General features: G+C 42.9%; 12 protein-coding genes. 9 read left to right on the top strand and 3 right to left on the bottom strand.

What is annotated here, in order from left to right:
- From EGN73_RS06835 to EGN73_RS06800, 8 genes are all read left to right on the top strand, one after another.
- A complete protein-coding gene (locus EGN73_RS06835) occupies positions 1 to 1317 on the top strand; it encodes an oligosaccharide flippase family protein (RefSeq protein WP_219287800.1) in 1317 nt (438 codons plus the stop codon).
- Positions 1274 to 2212: a glycosyltransferase family 2 protein gene (locus tag EGN73_RS06830; RefSeq protein ID WP_219287799.1), complete on the top strand. Its 939-nt coding sequence runs from the start codon at positions 1274 to 1276 to the stop codon at positions 2210 to 2212. The genes EGN73_RS06835 and EGN73_RS06830 overlap by 44 nt, the downstream gene beginning before the upstream one ends.
- A complete protein-coding gene (locus tag EGN73_RS06825; RefSeq protein ID WP_219287798.1) occupies positions 2203 to 3600 on the top strand; it encodes an O-antigen ligase family protein in 1398 nt (465 codons plus the stop codon). Before EGN73_RS06830 ends, EGN73_RS06825 begins: the two co-directional genes overlap by 10 nt.
- A complete protein-coding gene (locus tag EGN73_RS06820) occupies positions 3597 to 4721 on the top strand; it encodes a glycosyltransferase family 4 protein (RefSeq protein ID WP_219287797.1) in 1125 nt (374 codons plus the stop codon). The genes EGN73_RS06825 and EGN73_RS06820 overlap by 4 nt, the downstream gene beginning before the upstream one ends.
- Positions 4722 to 4901: 180 nt before the next feature.
- Positions 4902 to 8129 carry a response regulator gene (locus tag EGN73_RS06815; RefSeq protein ID WP_219287796.1) on the top strand — a complete coding sequence of 1076 codons (3228 nt, stop codon included), beginning with the start codon at positions 4902 to 4904 and terminating at the stop codon, positions 8127 to 8129.
- 60 nt (positions 8130 to 8189) lie between these two features.
- Positions 8190 to 9089, top strand: a complete 900-nt coding sequence (locus tag EGN73_RS06810) for a class I SAM-dependent methyltransferase (RefSeq protein WP_219287795.1) — start codon at positions 8190 to 8192, stop codon at positions 9087 to 9089.
- Positions 9082 to 10236: a glycosyltransferase family 4 protein gene (locus EGN73_RS06805; RefSeq protein WP_219287794.1), complete on the top strand. Its 1155-nt coding sequence runs from the start codon at positions 9082 to 9084 to the stop codon at positions 10234 to 10236. Before EGN73_RS06810 ends, EGN73_RS06805 begins: the two co-directional genes overlap by 8 nt.
- Entirely contained in the window at positions 10218 to 11354 is a 1137-nt protein-coding gene (locus EGN73_RS06800) for a glycosyltransferase (protein WP_219287793.1), read from the top strand. The genes EGN73_RS06805 and EGN73_RS06800 overlap by 19 nt, the downstream gene beginning before the upstream one ends.
- Here the strand turns inward: EGN73_RS06800 and EGN73_RS06795 are convergent.
- Positions 11312 to 11905 carry a 2'-5' RNA ligase family protein gene (locus tag EGN73_RS06795; RefSeq protein WP_219287792.1) on the bottom strand — a complete coding sequence of 198 codons (594 nt, stop codon included), beginning with the start codon at positions 11903 to 11905 and terminating at the stop codon, positions 11312 to 11314. The genes EGN73_RS06800 and EGN73_RS06795 overlap by 43 nt on opposite strands.
- Before the next feature lie 131 nt (positions 11906 to 12036).
- On the opposite strand from EGN73_RS06795, the gene EGN73_RS06790 reads away from it, so the two are divergent.
- Complete coding sequence (locus EGN73_RS06790; RefSeq protein ID WP_219287791.1) at positions 12037 to 12948, top strand: universal stress protein; 912 nt, start codon at positions 12037 to 12039, stop codon at positions 12946 to 12948.
- On the opposite strand, the gene EGN73_RS06785 is transcribed toward EGN73_RS06790, so the two are convergent.
- Entirely contained in the window at positions 12945 to 13871 is a 927-nt protein-coding gene (locus EGN73_RS06785) for a class I SAM-dependent methyltransferase (protein WP_219287790.1), read from the bottom strand. The two genes, EGN73_RS06790 and EGN73_RS06785, sit on opposite strands and share 4 nt — an antisense overlap.
- Entirely contained in the window at positions 13861 to 15231 is a 1371-nt protein-coding gene (locus EGN73_RS06780) for an exopolysaccharide biosynthesis polyprenyl glycosylphosphotransferase (protein WP_219287789.1), read from the bottom strand. The genes EGN73_RS06785 and EGN73_RS06780 overlap by 11 nt, the downstream gene beginning before the upstream one ends.
- Between the last annotated feature and the right edge of the window lie 40 nt (positions 15232 to 15271).

The following is a 15271-nucleotide window of genomic DNA, read 5'->3' as shown; positions in this document are numbered from 1 at the left end:
ATGCTTGAAAAAATATCCTCTTTTCCATTTAGCCACCTGATCCGGAACAAATCCATTCAGAACTTTATTTTTTTGGTTATCATACAGGCTTCTAACATCCTGATTTCATTGATTTCCATGCCCTTATTAATTCAGTCCATTGGGGTGGATCAGTTTGGCCTGGTCAACTTGGCTCTTTCCGTCATTATACTTTTGAACATACTGGTGGGCTTTGGCTACAACCTCAGTGGACCTAGAGAAGTGGCCATCCAACAAGGGAATAAGGAGCAGCTCTCCCACTTGTTTTCCAATATCATTTCCAGCAAAATATTGATGGCGGCATGCGCCTCCTTGCTTATCCTGATAGGGGTATATGTGCTGGACCTTTTCAAAGAGTACCAGACCATACTTGTCTTTTCCTGTCTCTTATTGTTTTCAGAAGCTACTTTGCCACTGTGGTTTTTTCAGGGAATGGAAAAAATGAAGCTGATCTCCATTGCCAATGTATTTTCGAAATTACTTTTTTTGATGGGAATTGTGCTTTTTATCCATCAACCCGAACAGGCCAAATGGGTGAATTTTCTCTTGGGTGGTTCAGGATTTGCAATCAATTCACTTTTGCTTCTGTACGTGCACTACGAAATGGAAATCAGGTTTTATAAACCCCGGTTTGTGCAGGTATTCAAATCCCTCAAAGAAAATACCCTACTTTTTTTGTCCAACCTGGCTTCACATATATCCATCAATGGTGGGCTTATCGTGTTGAGCTTTTTTTCTGCAGCTGCTACCCTAGGAATGTTCAGTCTGGCAGAAAGAATCACCATGGTACTCAGGATGCTACCCGCTTTGATCATTCAGGCCATTTATCCCAATGCCTCAAAGCTTTACCAGGACAACCTTCCCCGTTTTTTTAACTTCCTGAAAAAAACTTACCTTATCGCATTGCTTTTGGGGGCAGGGCTTTCCGTGTTCACCTTCTTCACTGCTGGGTTTATAGTGGAAATCCTCGCCAAAGAACGTCTGGAAGAAGCCATCCTTTTCCTGAAAATATTGGCCTTCGTTCCTTTCCTAGCTTGTCTGAACATCATCAATGTGACCATGCTACTGGTGACGGATCAAAAAGACCAACTCTTCAAAGCATCCTGGCAAATGTGTATTTATATGCTTATTGCCTCAGTGGGTCTGACCTCACAGTTTGGAGGCATTGGTCTTTGCATTGCACTCCTGTCCACAGAAGTGGTGATATTCCTGATCTGCACTATCCTGATATACAAAAAAAACAAAGACCTTTACTATGGCTTCCAAAAAGCGCTCTTCGGTAGCAGTCATCATCCTTAACTGGAATGGCTACGCACATACCCGGAGCTGTCTGCTTTCCCTGGAAAAAATCAGCTATCCGGATTATGGGGTATTTGTGGTGGACAATGGCTCACATGATGGCTCCGGTCTCCGCCTTCAGGAAGAATTCCCTGAAGTTCATTTCATTTTCAACCACAAAAACCTGGGCTTCACGGGAGGCAATCTTGCCGGAATAGAACAGGCTGTAAAAATAGGCTACGAATACTTCTTGCTATTGAACAATGACACCAGCGTAGAAGTAGATTTCCTTGACAAACTTATGGACTGTTTGACCAATGACAGTAAAACCGGTCTCGTACAGCCCTTGATTTTATTTCAGGATTCTCCGGATATCATCTGGAGTGCCGGTGGGAGTTACAGCAAACTCCTCGGCATCTCCAAGACACTTGGTGACAGGGCTACCCTTAAGGGTTATCCTTTGCACAGAATCCACTTGGACTGGGCTACTGGCTGTTGTGTTCTTTTTTCCAAAGAAGTACTGAATGCCACAGGAGGCCTCGCCAACAGTTTCTTTGCCTATTTTGAAGATGTGGACTGGTCCTTAAGGATTAGAAAAGCAGGATATGATATTCTTTTGGCAGAGCAAAGTATCATTTACCATGAAGGCAGTGCCTCTTCCAAGCAGGAGTCCGAAGAAGGGACCCTCAGTCCTACTGTATTTTACTTGCATTCCAGAAACCAGCTTTTCCAACTGAGAAGGCACCACAAAGGACTGGAGGCAATATTGGCCTGGCCTTATCAACTGTTGAAGTATTCGGCCTGGATGTCCTATTTTTGCCTGCGAGGAAGATTTACCAAGATGAAAGCCGTGGCAAGAGGAATCCGTGACGGCATGTTTTTAGACCACAGAAGCAGAGAACCCTTATGTCCCTGATTTTCTTTTTCCTGATAGCGATCCTGACCACTGTTCTGCTCTTTTGGGTGCTGAATCAGGTCCTGATGCACAGCAAATGGGAATATGGGGTGTATTTTCTACTTTTCTTTCTTCCATTTTACATTACTACACTCAGTGTAGTGTACCTGGCCACCAACTCCCCTCTGATCGTCAATATCTTTCAGTTTCTGAAAGAAATTGTGGTCTTGGGTGCATTGGCAGGGTTTTTACTGTTCAACAGAAATATTTTTGACTATCCCTTCCGCCTGCATAAGGTGGATTATCTCTATATTGGATTTATTGGGTTGGCATTCATTTACCTCGTCTTGCCCTTGGGTGCTGCCAGTACAGTGAACAAAGCGCTTTACTTCAAAAATATGCTTATCCCTGCTCTGGTGTATTTTATGGGGCGCAATACTGTATTCGATGACAAAGAAATCAGGTTAATTTTCCGGGGCATTTTTGCCATTGCGGTAGGGGCATTTCTGGTCAATTTATTTGAAAAGGCCATTGATACCCACTTGCAGTCTTTGACCGGATATGCGCTGTTTAATCTCGCTATCAATGATATAGAGCCTACAGGGCACTTTGACCTCACCTGGACTTTTGAAACCCAGGCTGTCACAAAAAGGTTGGCATCCTTCTTTTCTGACCCTTTGGAGTTGGCAAGCTCCGTGCTATTGGGCTTTTCTGCCGGCCTGATTTGGTTTTTGACCAGCAAAAGAGAAAATTGGCTCATTCCCACCGTAGTCATGTTATGCTCCTTGGGAAGCTTGTTTTTTGCTGCCTCCAGGGCGGCCTTTCTGGCATTTTTCGTCATGATATTCTTTGTGGCGATTATTTTCAGGTTGTACAAACTGATACTTTCCGGATTTGGACTCGCACTTCTATTTGTGGTTTATGTCCTATTCTTCGCTTCAGAGGAATTTTATTATTTTGTAGTAGACACCATCACTTTCGAAAATACTTCCTCGGTAGGACATTTGGTGGAATGGCTGTTGGCTCTGGACTCCATGATTGCCAACCCATTTGGCATAGGGCTGGCCATGAGTGGCAATGTAGGCTCCGTAGAAGATGAACTACGGGTAGGGGGTGAAAATCAATTCTTGATCTATGGTGTACAGTTGGGTTGGATTGGTATGCTTTTGTACATGCTTTTGTTGGCCTATGCCATCCTTACCTCCCTAAAGGTGTTTAACCGTACAGAGAACACCATGACCGCAAGGATCGCCTTTGTGGCGGCCTCAGTCAGGGTTGGCTTGTTGCTTCCGCTGTTTACCGCCAACGCAGAAGTATATACCTATGTCTCTTGGATGACCTGGTGGATGCTTGGCTATTCTATCAATGCTTACCAAGCCATCAAATACAAAAAACCCGCTTTGGCATGAAAACCCAAAAGAAAATATTGGTAGATACTTTTTACCTGAACACTGCTCTCACGGGCATCAAAACCTACATGCTGGAGTTTTCCGAAGCAGCCAAGCAATTTCCTCAGGAAGATATCAGGTGGATATTTACCCATCACCCACTCCGTCAATCCCAAAAGACATTCTTCCGGGGTAATGTCCCCAAATGGCGCACACTTTGGTATCACCTTTACTATTTCATCTACAAACAGCTGCTGTTGCCCGTGAAAGTATGGATAGAAAAACCGGATGCTTTAATCTGTTTTGACTTTGTAGCTCCAGCTTTAACAAAGTCCTGCCACAAAATTACCGTCGTCCATGATGCTTTCTTTTGGCAAATGCCACAAAACTACCAGTCACTTTGGAGGGAGTATTTCATACAGATGATCCATTCCGGAATAAATGGAAACACCACGGTGGTGACTACAAGCCAGTATTCCAAAAGGGCATTGGAAAAGCATGCAGGTATTACCGCTCCTATTGAGGTAATATACCAATGTCCCAAGCTCCTGCCTGACAATCCTGAGCCCGGTATTATGGAAAAATGGCACTTACGCCCTCGTAAGTTTCTGCTACATGTGGGGAGTTTTGACAGGAGAAAAAACCTTCCTGTATTGGTGGAGGCATTTCATTCCTTTTTGGAAAATAGCGGCTCAGATTTGGAATTGGTTCTGGTAGGTGAAAAAGGCCTGAGCAAAACCGTGGATGACCATGATAAGGTAATTGACCTGATCCAAAAGAAAAAACTAGGACAAAGGGTCAAAGTCACTGGCTTTTTAACTGATCAGGACGTAAAGTGCCTATATGACCATGCCTTTGCTTACGTCTTCCCTTCATCCAATGAAGGCTTTGGCATTCCGGTGATAGAAGCCATGCGAAGTGGAGTGCCGGTGATCATTTCCGATCAGGAAGCTTTGGTAGAAATCGCCGGAGAAGCGGCTTTGGTCCATGAGATGGGCAATGCTGAAAGCCTCAGTGAGAAACTCAGTCTTTTGGAGAAAAACCCTGCACTTCAATACGAATTGGTCCAAAAAGGCCTTCTCCGCTGGAAGCAGTTTGGCAGGGAAGAATTTTTACTTTCATTTAAGAAATTGATCCACTAAAACCTATCTATAGCTCAGTTATTTACAAATCAAAAAATTGCCTTAGGATTATCTCTGGTATTTTTGGAATAGAAAAAACTTATATGAATATTGTATAGAAAAGCAAATTAACGAAAATTTATGTGCGCAATCCCAAAGAAGCTTAATACCTACTTATCTCTCTAAACTTTTACTCCTCAGATGTCTCACCTAGATCCCAAAGAAGAAAAAATAAAACTGATGCAACACCTGATCGAAAACTCCACAGACGGAGTGCAGATCTCTTTGGCTTCCGGACAGCTTTTTTATATCAACAAAACCTCCAGTGAGCGACTGGGCATCAGCATGGAGGACGTGGAAAAGTACCATGTCAGTGATTTTGAAAAAATCTTCCAAGACCCCCAAGCTTGGCATCAGCATGTTGATGAATTGAAAAAGGTGGAATTTCTCACTTTGGAGGGAGTCAACAAAAACATAAATACAGGTAAAACCATTCCTGTAGAGGTTACCGTCAAATACATTCAGATCAATGGAGACGGATTCATCATCGCCAGTTCAAGAGATATCTCTGTGCGGAAAAAAAATGCTGTAGCATTGGAAAGGGACAGCAAGCTCCTCAATGACGCCCAGAAAATGGCTAACCTGGGTGGCTGGGAATGGGATTTGGTCACCAAAGAAATGAAATGGACCGATGAGGTCTTTGCCATATATGAGGTGGACAAAAGCTATAAACCAGAGCCTAACAAAAACCTGGAATTTCTCAAAGACACAGACAAGCCTAGGCTTGAAAAAGCCGTTCAGGAGTCTATAGAAGAACAAAGGAAAAATGAGGTGACAGCCTTATTGATTACCCCTACTGGAAAAGAAAAAACAGTCAAAATTTCCATCAACCCTATAGTAGAAGAAGGGAGAACTGTGCGACTTATAGGTCTGATCCAAGACATCAGCTTGCAGGAGGCCGCACAAATGACCATAGAAAAGCAGCTGAAACTTCAGCAGATCATGATTGATATATCTTCTACCTATATCAACATGGATATAAAGGACCTCGAAAAGAACATACAGCACTCTCTTGAGCAGCTGGCAAGATTTGTAGAGGCGGACAGGGCTTATATTTTCATTTATGACCATGAAAACCAGATAGGTGTCAATACCTATGAATGGTGTGCGGAAGGAATTTCTCCGGAGATAGAAAACCTGCAGGAGGTGCCAATGGAGTTTATGCCTCATTGGGTGGAAAAACACCTCAACAGGGAAATTTTCGGAGTTCCTGATATTGACACTCTAGATGATGAGGTGCTCAGGGAAATCATTGAACCTCAAGGAATCAAAACCATGATCACCTTTCCTATGCTTTATGGAAGCGACCTAATGGGTTTTGTGGGTTTTGACTGGGTAAAGGAAAAGCATCAATACTCTGAAGTGGAGCAACAGATATTGCTGGTATATGCCGAGATGTTGGTCAACGTCAAAAAAAGAACAGAGTTGGAGCGCAGCTTGATCAAAGCAAAAGAAGAGGCCGAAGCAGCCAACAGGTCCAAGTCGGAATTTTTGGCCAATATGAGCCATGAGATCAGAACTCCCCTTAATGGTGTCATCGGTTTCACTGACCTGCTGATCAATACTGAACTCAACAATGAGCAGCTCCAGTATGTCACCAGTGCCAATACTTCTGCCCATTCCCTTTTGGGTATCATCAATGACATACTCGACTTTTCGAAAATAGAAGCAGGGAAGCTGGATTTGGAAGAGGTGGAAACCGATATAGTAGAGCTGGCAGAGCAGACTGCAGATATTGTCAAATACAATACCGCCAAAAAGAACATTGAATTTCTCCTTAATATTCAGGTGGATATTCCCCGTTTTGTCACAGTAGACCAGATCCGCTTGAAGCAGATTCTGGTCAATTTGCTGAGCAATGCCATCAAATTTACCGAAAAAGGAGAAGTCGAACTCAGCATAAGTTTTCAGGAGGATGGTGAAGAGGGAATTTTCACTTTTGCCATCCGGGACACCGGTATAGGTATCTCAGAAGAACAAAAGAGTAAATTGTTCAAATCCTTTTCCCAAGCAGACTCCTCTACCACCAGAAAATTTGGAGGAACAGGCCTGGGCTTGGTAATCTCCCAGATGCTTGCCGAAAAAATGGATTCCCAGATCATATTGGATTCTGAAGTAGGCAAAGGTTCTGTCTTCTCATTTTCTATCAGAAAACCCTACAGTATTGAGTCTGAAAACCAAATTTCAACTATTACCAGCATCAAAAATGTCCTGATCATCGATGACAATAAAAACAACAGGATTATCCTGAAAGATATACTGGCACATTGGAATATACAGTCAGAAACGGTGGACAATGGTATCGCGGCCCTGACCTTGCTGGACAAAGGGGCAGATTACGACGTGTTTATTGTGGATTACCACATGCCTTTTATGGATGGGATCAGCACCGTGAGGGAGATGAAAAAATTACTGGCAAGCAAATACCCTGACAAACAACCCAAAATCATCCTGTACAGCTCGGCAGACGATGCACAGCTTGACCAACATATCAAGGAACTGGAGATAGATGTAAAACTGATCAAACCTGCCAAAATCTCCGAGCTCTTTTACAGTCTCAACAAGCTGAGCAACAATCAGATTTCCGGCTCTCTCTCACCGGATACTTCCAAAACCAAAGAAGGAAAAGGAGGCAATAGCAATTCTGAATTGAAGATTTTGATCGCCGAGGACGTTTCTCTCAACATGCTCCTGCTCAAGACAGTTATCAAAAATTATTATCCTGAGGCCAAAATCATAGAGGCCCAACACGGAAAAGAAGCAGTCAATTTATATAAAAGAGAAAGCCCGGACCTGATATTTATGGATGTACAGATGCCGGTAATGGATGGCTTTGAGGCTACACAGGCAATCCGGGAAATAGAAAAAGACGGAAAATCCAGAGTACCGATCGTGGCACTGACTGCTGGAGCATTGCAAAGTGAAAAGGAAAACTGCATGAATGCGGGTATGGATCACTTCCTTACCAAGCCCATAGAAAAAGATAAGCTCCTCGAAGTCACCGAATTGATTTTTAATCTCAACCAGGAAGAGGAAGAAATCAATGATGAGGTATTTGACAAAGAGGGACTTTTAAAGGTATTGGGCGGTGATGTAGAGCTTTTAAAACAAATACTAACAGAAGGAGTGCAGGAGTTAAGGGAAAACCTCAATCTGCTCAAATTGGCCTTATCCAAATATGATAAAGCAGAAATAGAAAGCTTACTCCATAAAATCAAAGGAATGGCCCTCAGCCTCAAGCTTCACCGAATGGCCGAAAAGTCTGAAAAAATGGAGCATATTCAGGACAAGACCGGTTTAAGAGAAGCATTTCCTGATTTAGAAAAATGCTATTATTCACTAAATAAGTATATACAATCAGGATTTTAATACCTTTGCGCTTTGGAAAAGTTATTTCCCTAATTTTGCACCTCAAAGCGCCGGTATTTTATGAGGCAAACCGAATGCCCCCTTTGTCATACTCCTCCCTCCTTGGCCACTGAAGACGGATCTTTGGTAAAGTGTGCTGCCTGTCAACTCAACTGGACATTCCTGCCCACAGAATTTGATCCGGAAGCACTCTATCAGGATGAGGTATATGCTGTAGTGGACAACAGAAATTCGGTATTTGAGAAAATAATCTTCCGTGAAGCAAAAAAAGTAATCCAAACTGTAAGAAAACATAGTAAATCTAATGCTATAAAATGCCTGGACTTTGGATCTGGAAAAGGGCAGTTTCTCCTTCAGGCCAAGCATGCAGGATGGAAAGGAGTGGGAGTGGAAACATCCATCCCCCGCGCTGAGTTTGCCAGAAATATGTACGGGCTGAACATCCACCAATCTTACTATGAGGGCGGAAAAATTGAAGGGGGAGAATATGATTTTATAAGCCTGTTCCATGTATTGGAACATCTTCCTGAACCTATCCCCTTGCTGGATAAGCTTTGCAAGGAAAATCTCAAGAAAGACGGATTACTCCTGATCGAAGTCCCCAATCTGGCAAGCTGGCAGGCCAAAATGGCGGGAAAAGACTGGATGCACCTGGACATTCCAAAGCACCTCAGCCATTGGGACGAAGACCTACTGGTGAGCGAAGTAGAAAAACTGGGATTCAGGAAAATTACCTCCCAATATTTCTCCATACACCTTGGTGTTTTGGGAATGCTAAGGTCGCTGTTGGGAAAAATAGGATACCGGGGCAACATTATATTTGATTTGAAAAACAGAAGAAGTCAGGCACTTCTCTTTAAAATTGCCCTTCTCATGCCATTGGCATTTCTTTTGGAGATGCTGTCAACGCTATTGGGCAAAGGAGGAGTCATGAGAATATATTTTAAAAAGAATGGGTAGAAAAGGCAAGGTAATTTTTTTGCATAGCTCTTCGGAATTGTATGGGGCTTCCAAAATCCTGCTGTATGTCATGCAGATTTTCAGGGATATGGGATACAGCCCCCTGATCATATTCCCTGGGGATGGACCTCTCAGGCCTGAACTGGAGCGCCTTGGATTTGATTACAAAATCATCAACCTAGGAATTCTCAGGAGAAAACACTTTCATCCGAAGGGTATTCTGGACCGAGGAAAAAAAATGTACAAGGCCTATCGTTTTTTGGATGAAATTCACCAAAAGGAGCCTATTTCACTGATTTATTCCAACACCCTTGCTGTGATAGTGGGTGCTACTTTTGCCAGAAGAAGGGATATTCCCCATGTATGGCATATACATGAAATCATTCAAAGCCCCCGCTTTTTGGTAAGGTTTCTGGCCACACAGGTAGACAAAAGCACCCCGAAACCTATCGTAGTGTCACAGGCTGTAGCCAAACATTGGAAACATTACCTGGACATTGCCAAGCCTACCGTCATACACAATGGCATAGATTACAGCCCTTTTGTGAATGGACACCAAGACCTCAGGAAGAGTTTGGGTATTGCGGAAAACACCAAAGTCATCACCATGATCGGCAGGATCAATCCCGGAAAAGGGCAGCTGTTTTTTCTTGAAATTGCAAAAACTGTCATTTCCCAAGAACCGGACACGGTATTCTTGATGGTCGGAGATCCTTATCCGGGATATGAAAGCATTGAAAACGGGATAAATTTGAAGATTTCCGCAGAAAATCTTGACAATCATGTGATAAATCTCGGATTTCGTGAAGATATTCCGCAAATTTTAAAAACAACTGATATTTTTGTGCTCCCATCCATATTACCGGATTCCTTACCTACGGTGGTCTTGGAAGCAATGGCCTCAGGAAAACCCGTAGTCGCTACCCGTTCAGGTGGAGCATCGGAAATGGTTTCCCAAGGAAAAACCGGTTTTTTGGTCAATATAGGGGATGTCAGCGAGGCAAGTGAAAAAGTCCTCCAACTGTGTAAGGACCCCCAATTGGCTCAAGCTATGGGACAGGCTGGACAGCAAAAAATTTTGGAAGAATACAGCTTTGAGCACTTTGTAGAGAAAATGAAAGAATATATATGTCAGATACTACCTTAAAAACCCCGCTTAAGGTAGCCATCTTGGGAGCTAAAGGTTACCCCTACGTTTATGGAGGATATGATACACTGGTAAGAGAACTGGGAGAAAGACTGGTGGCCAAAGGTGTGGAAGTACGGGTATATTGCCATAGGGCGCTTTTTCCTGAAAAACCTCCTATGGTAAATGGAATTAAGCTTTTTTATACCCCAGCTATCGAGACGAAGACGCTTACGCAGCTTTCCCACTCCTTTATATCCATGATGCACGCCTGCCTTTCAGATGTGGATGTGATTTTTGTGGTCAACAGCGGCAATGGCCCTTACGGTTTACTTTCCAAGATTTTCAGAAAACCTACCGCCATTAATGTTGATGGACTGGAGTGGTTACGTCCAAAATGGAGGGGCCTGGGATCCAGGTATTTTAAGTTTGCCTCCAGACTGGCCACTAAGTTTTACGACCGGATCGTAACCGACTCTTTCGAAATGCACAGGATCTATAAGGAAAAGTTCAAAACTGACTCTACAGTCATTGCTTATGGGGCCAATCCTGCCAACCACTCCAACCCGGAACTGCTGAAAAAATGGAACCTTAAGCCCTACGACTACTTCCTTATTGTCGGAAGGCTGGTACCGGACAACAATGCCGATTTGATTTTAGGAGGATTTCTGCAATCCAAAACAAAAAGAAAACTGGTAATCGTAGGTGATGTTCCTTTCGAAGATGAATTTGCCAACAAATTGAAAAATATAAAGGACGAAAGGGTACTTTTCACAGGCTATGTCAAGGATCCCGAGGAACTCAAAACCCTCTATAATTTGAGTTATGCCTATTTTCATGGACATGAATACGGGGGTACCAACCCGGCCATGCTTAAAGCTTTGGGATACGGATGCGCTATTTTGGCCCTGGACACGGTCTTCAACAGGGAAATGCTTCAGAATGGAAAACATGGTGTCTTCTTTGAAAAAGAAACCGAACAGGTCACAGAAACCATTCACCGTGTGGAACAACTGCCGGAAGAAATGGAAGCTTTGAGAAAAACCGCCAGATCCGGTCTGACGGATATGTACAATTGGGACAATGTGGCAGAAGCTTACCTTAAGTTGTTTTTGGAACTCAAATCTTCTAAATCCTGATTTTTTCTCAAAGAAACTTTTGCCAAGACCTCCCATTTACCGGATATCTTTTTCAGTAAAGCAAGATTGTCCACAGGAAACCTTTCATCAAAAGAAAGACGCTTCACATATGCCCAATAGGTATCGAAGTTTTGGGCTTTGATATCTTTGAATGCCAGCGTCATGTGGGGGGTGTAATTCCGGTCGCTCAACTCTTGGACAAGGTTCAGGCTGGTTTTGCAATAAGCAACCAGTTCGGACTGTAAGACCATGAGCAAAGGGTTGGGGACCACATCAATGAAAATCACCCTGTTGCCAAACTTCCAAAACCCCCGGAGCCTCAGTTCCAAACAGTCCCAAGATGAAGCAAAAGAAGACAAATCACGGATAAGCTTTTCTTCTTTGTGCTCATTCCATAAAAAAGGCATTTTTACCGTAATGTGAGCGGGTGATTTAAGCGCATACTTGATGTTGAATTTTTCTCTCAGGTCAAGCTTGATTGCCGTAGCTTTCTCCTGCAGCTTCCCCTCCGGGACCAATGCAATGAAATATTTTGCCAGCTTCTTTGCCATTTAACACAAATATATGGATTTTGAATGCCTCAGGGCTTTTTTTGACGTTGCTTTCATGTAAATTAGGCAAGGTATTTTTCCTAAGAATCGATTAATAGCGTAAATTGAACATCTTTAGAGCCAATTAACTTATGAAGAATTTTGCAAAGGCAATGGTAGGATTGGACCTGTCCAAAATGGATGACATTCTGGTACAGAAGACTGCCTTGCTCTCTGATATTTTAGGCATTGAAAAACTGTATTTGATACATGTAGCCAAAGATTTATCCTTGCCGGAAGAAATCACCAAAAACTTTCCTGATCTGGTAGCTCCAGCGGATGAAAGTATCAAGGCTGATATCAATGGCATTGTAAAAGAACATTCCTTTCCTAAAGGTCTGGAAATCGAAATTGTGGTAGAAGAGGGAAAGCCCATGGATACTGTCCTGAGGTGGGCCAAGATCAAGGATGTGGACCTGATCATCATGGGCCGGAAAGAAAGCTTGGAAGGAAGTGGATCCTTGGCCAAAAACATGGCCCATAGAGCTCCTTGCCCCGTTTTGTTCCTCACCGAAAAGGCAGCCCCAAAAATCCCGGAAAAAATACTTATCCCAATGGATTTTTCGGAGCACTCTTTATTGAGCTTGGAATTTGCCCAACAGCTGGCCAAAAAAACAAATGCCAAACTTGTAGGGCTTCACGTTTACTCAGTTCCTTCAGGCTATTACAAAACAGGCAAATCCTATGAGGAATTTGCTGACATCATGGAAGGGCATGCTAAAAATGACTTTAAGAAGTTTTTTGAAAAGCATAACCTAGAAACCATTGACTGCCTCTACAAGTGCAAAGATGATGGCAACGAAGGAAGATTTATCATCAGAGTATCTCTGGAAGAAAAGGCCGATATGATCCTGATGGGAAGCCGGGGACGTACCGCATCAGCAGCTGTATTGTTGGGAAGTGTGGCAGAAAAGCTGGTCAATATCAACAATTCCGTCCCTATGCTGATATTCAAGAAAAAAGGCGAAACCATGACATTTATGGATGCCTTAAAGAAGCTTTAAGCCTTATAAAAATAAAAGCAGGCTTGGTCACCAACAGACTTTTTGTTGTAGAGTAGCGCTTTCTTCCTCCACATCGCCAAATCCTGCCTACTAAAAGCCTCTTCAGGGATGACTCCATGAAGGGGCCTTTTGTTTTTGACCAATTCGGTACCCCAAAACTGAAATGTAGAACTGTCAAAGACCACTTCTTTACACACTAAGCCAGACTCAGTTCCAAGCTGCTTCAGGCCTTTGGTCGATGGAATATGCAAATGCCTGGGAGGATCCAGCTGCACCCAGTTCACTCCCTCATCTGCCCATACCTTGGCATCAGCCACGGGAAGCCTGACAAGCAGCCAACCTTGAGGATTAAGAAGTTTGCTGCATTGCTCCAATATTTTCTTCGGTGATTCCATATGCTCTAAAGCATGGTGCATCATAATCAGGTCAAATTTCTCCTGAATCTCAAAAACATCCTTTTTGCTAAGCACAAGCTTTTTGCCAAAATGCTGTTCCTTTTCCATAAATGGGTCATAGCCCCTTAAATAGCAAAATCCGGCAGCATACAGTTCATACAGCAACTGACCATTGCCACATCCTATATCCGCAATTTTCGCAGATTTGGAAGGCTTTATCCTTGAAAACCAATCTCCAAAAACTGGCTTGATTTTCTCTTTTCCTGAAATCCTGAAAACATCATATCGGATCTTCTTCAATAGATTTTTTCCAAATGAAGATTCTACCAAAGGCTGAAGGGAGTAGTAAGAAGCAGGATAATAGGCTGCAAGATCTTGAGGGACCTCTGTCAGGGCAAGAGAACCACAGTTCTGACACTCCGCATACTTGAAAAGCTCTCCGGTACCAAACATCATTTCACTTACCTGATGAATTTCATGTAAGTGTCCGGAACCACAATAAGGACATGAAAAATTCTCAATAGGCATTCTCTCTATTGAGTAAAAGTTCGTATACAGTCCTTACACAAATGCTCAGGTCCATCCATATCGACCATTTTTGGATGTAGAAAAAGTCCAACCTCACTCTTGAACGGATCTGAAAACCATTTTCGATCTCCCCTCTGAATCCTTTCACCTGGGCCAATCCGGTAATACCGGGCTTGATCTTGTGACGGGAATTGTACTTATCAATCTGGGTCTGAAAGAGCTTGTTCATAGGGACTGTATGGGGCCTAGGGCCCACAATCGACATATCACCTATGAGTACATTCAAAAACTGTGGCATTTCATCCAAAGAAGTCTGTCTCAAAAAAGCCCCTATTCTGGTCACCCTAGGGTCATTTTTTACTGCCTGATGGGTATCAGCATAATCATTCGGGGTCATAGACCTGAACTTCAAACACTTAAAGACCTGATTGTTTTCCCCATTTCTTTCCTGAATAAAGAAAACCGGCCCTTTTGATTCCAACTTGATCAAAAGACCTACCAATGGTATGAGCCAGCTTAGGATAAAAACGGTGACGAATAAGGAAAAAACCACATCAAAACTCCTTTTCAGGATCTTGTTGTAAGCAAAATCCAAAGGTATCTCGTTGACATTGATCACAAAGAAATCACCGTACTTGGAAAAAGAAAGCTTCTTTTCCATCTGCAAGGTAGTTCCCGGAATGATTTTGACTTTGATGTAATGCTCATCGGCAAAGTGGATTACCTTTTTGATAAGCTTCTCATCCAGGTGTTCATTGATATAAATGAGGTCAATCTCATTTTCCAGTGCATCTTCAAAAAACTTTGATATATTTCCTTTGGCCGATGGGCCAATGACAGCATCATCATAATACCCCAAAAACCGGATTCCAAAATCCTTCCTCATCCTTATGATGTGCTCCAATTGGGCACTTTCTTTTCCTTTTCCCAAGATCACCGCATTTCTGAAGTTGAAGCCTTTGGCCCTGTATTTCCGCAGTACCAAGTGAACCGACACCCTGTAAAAGCCCAAGAGGAAAAACAAAGATGCACTTAGCGCTATAAAATAAGTCAGCCTGAGGCTGTCCAAGGCCACAGGCATCCATATTATGGCCACAATAGCCAAAAACCAGACCAAGGAACCCAGCTGTTTTTCAATGATTTTTTCAGGCTTTATGGTCCTTCCCCACCTGTAATCTTTTCTCAACAAGGTGATCACCAGCCATACCAGAATAAATATCAGCAGCATGGAGGAATCAGGTGGAATAAAATCACCAAAGTCCTTGAGAAACAAAGAGGCTACAAAAAAGGAAAGGGACAAAATAGCAACATCTCCGATTACAAAAAGCCAGGGAAAGAATCTATCGAAACGTTTTTTCATAAAAATCATTTACTATTCGGAAAATACGGATGAAATGGGC

Source organism: Arthrospiribacter ruber (assembly GCF_019343195.1).
GTDB lineage: Bacteria > Bacteroidota > Bacteroidia > Cytophagales > Cyclobacteriaceae > Arthrospiribacter > Arthrospiribacter ruber.
Note: the sequence above shows the minus strand (reverse complement) of the source record. Positions and strands in the feature narration are given on the sequence as shown.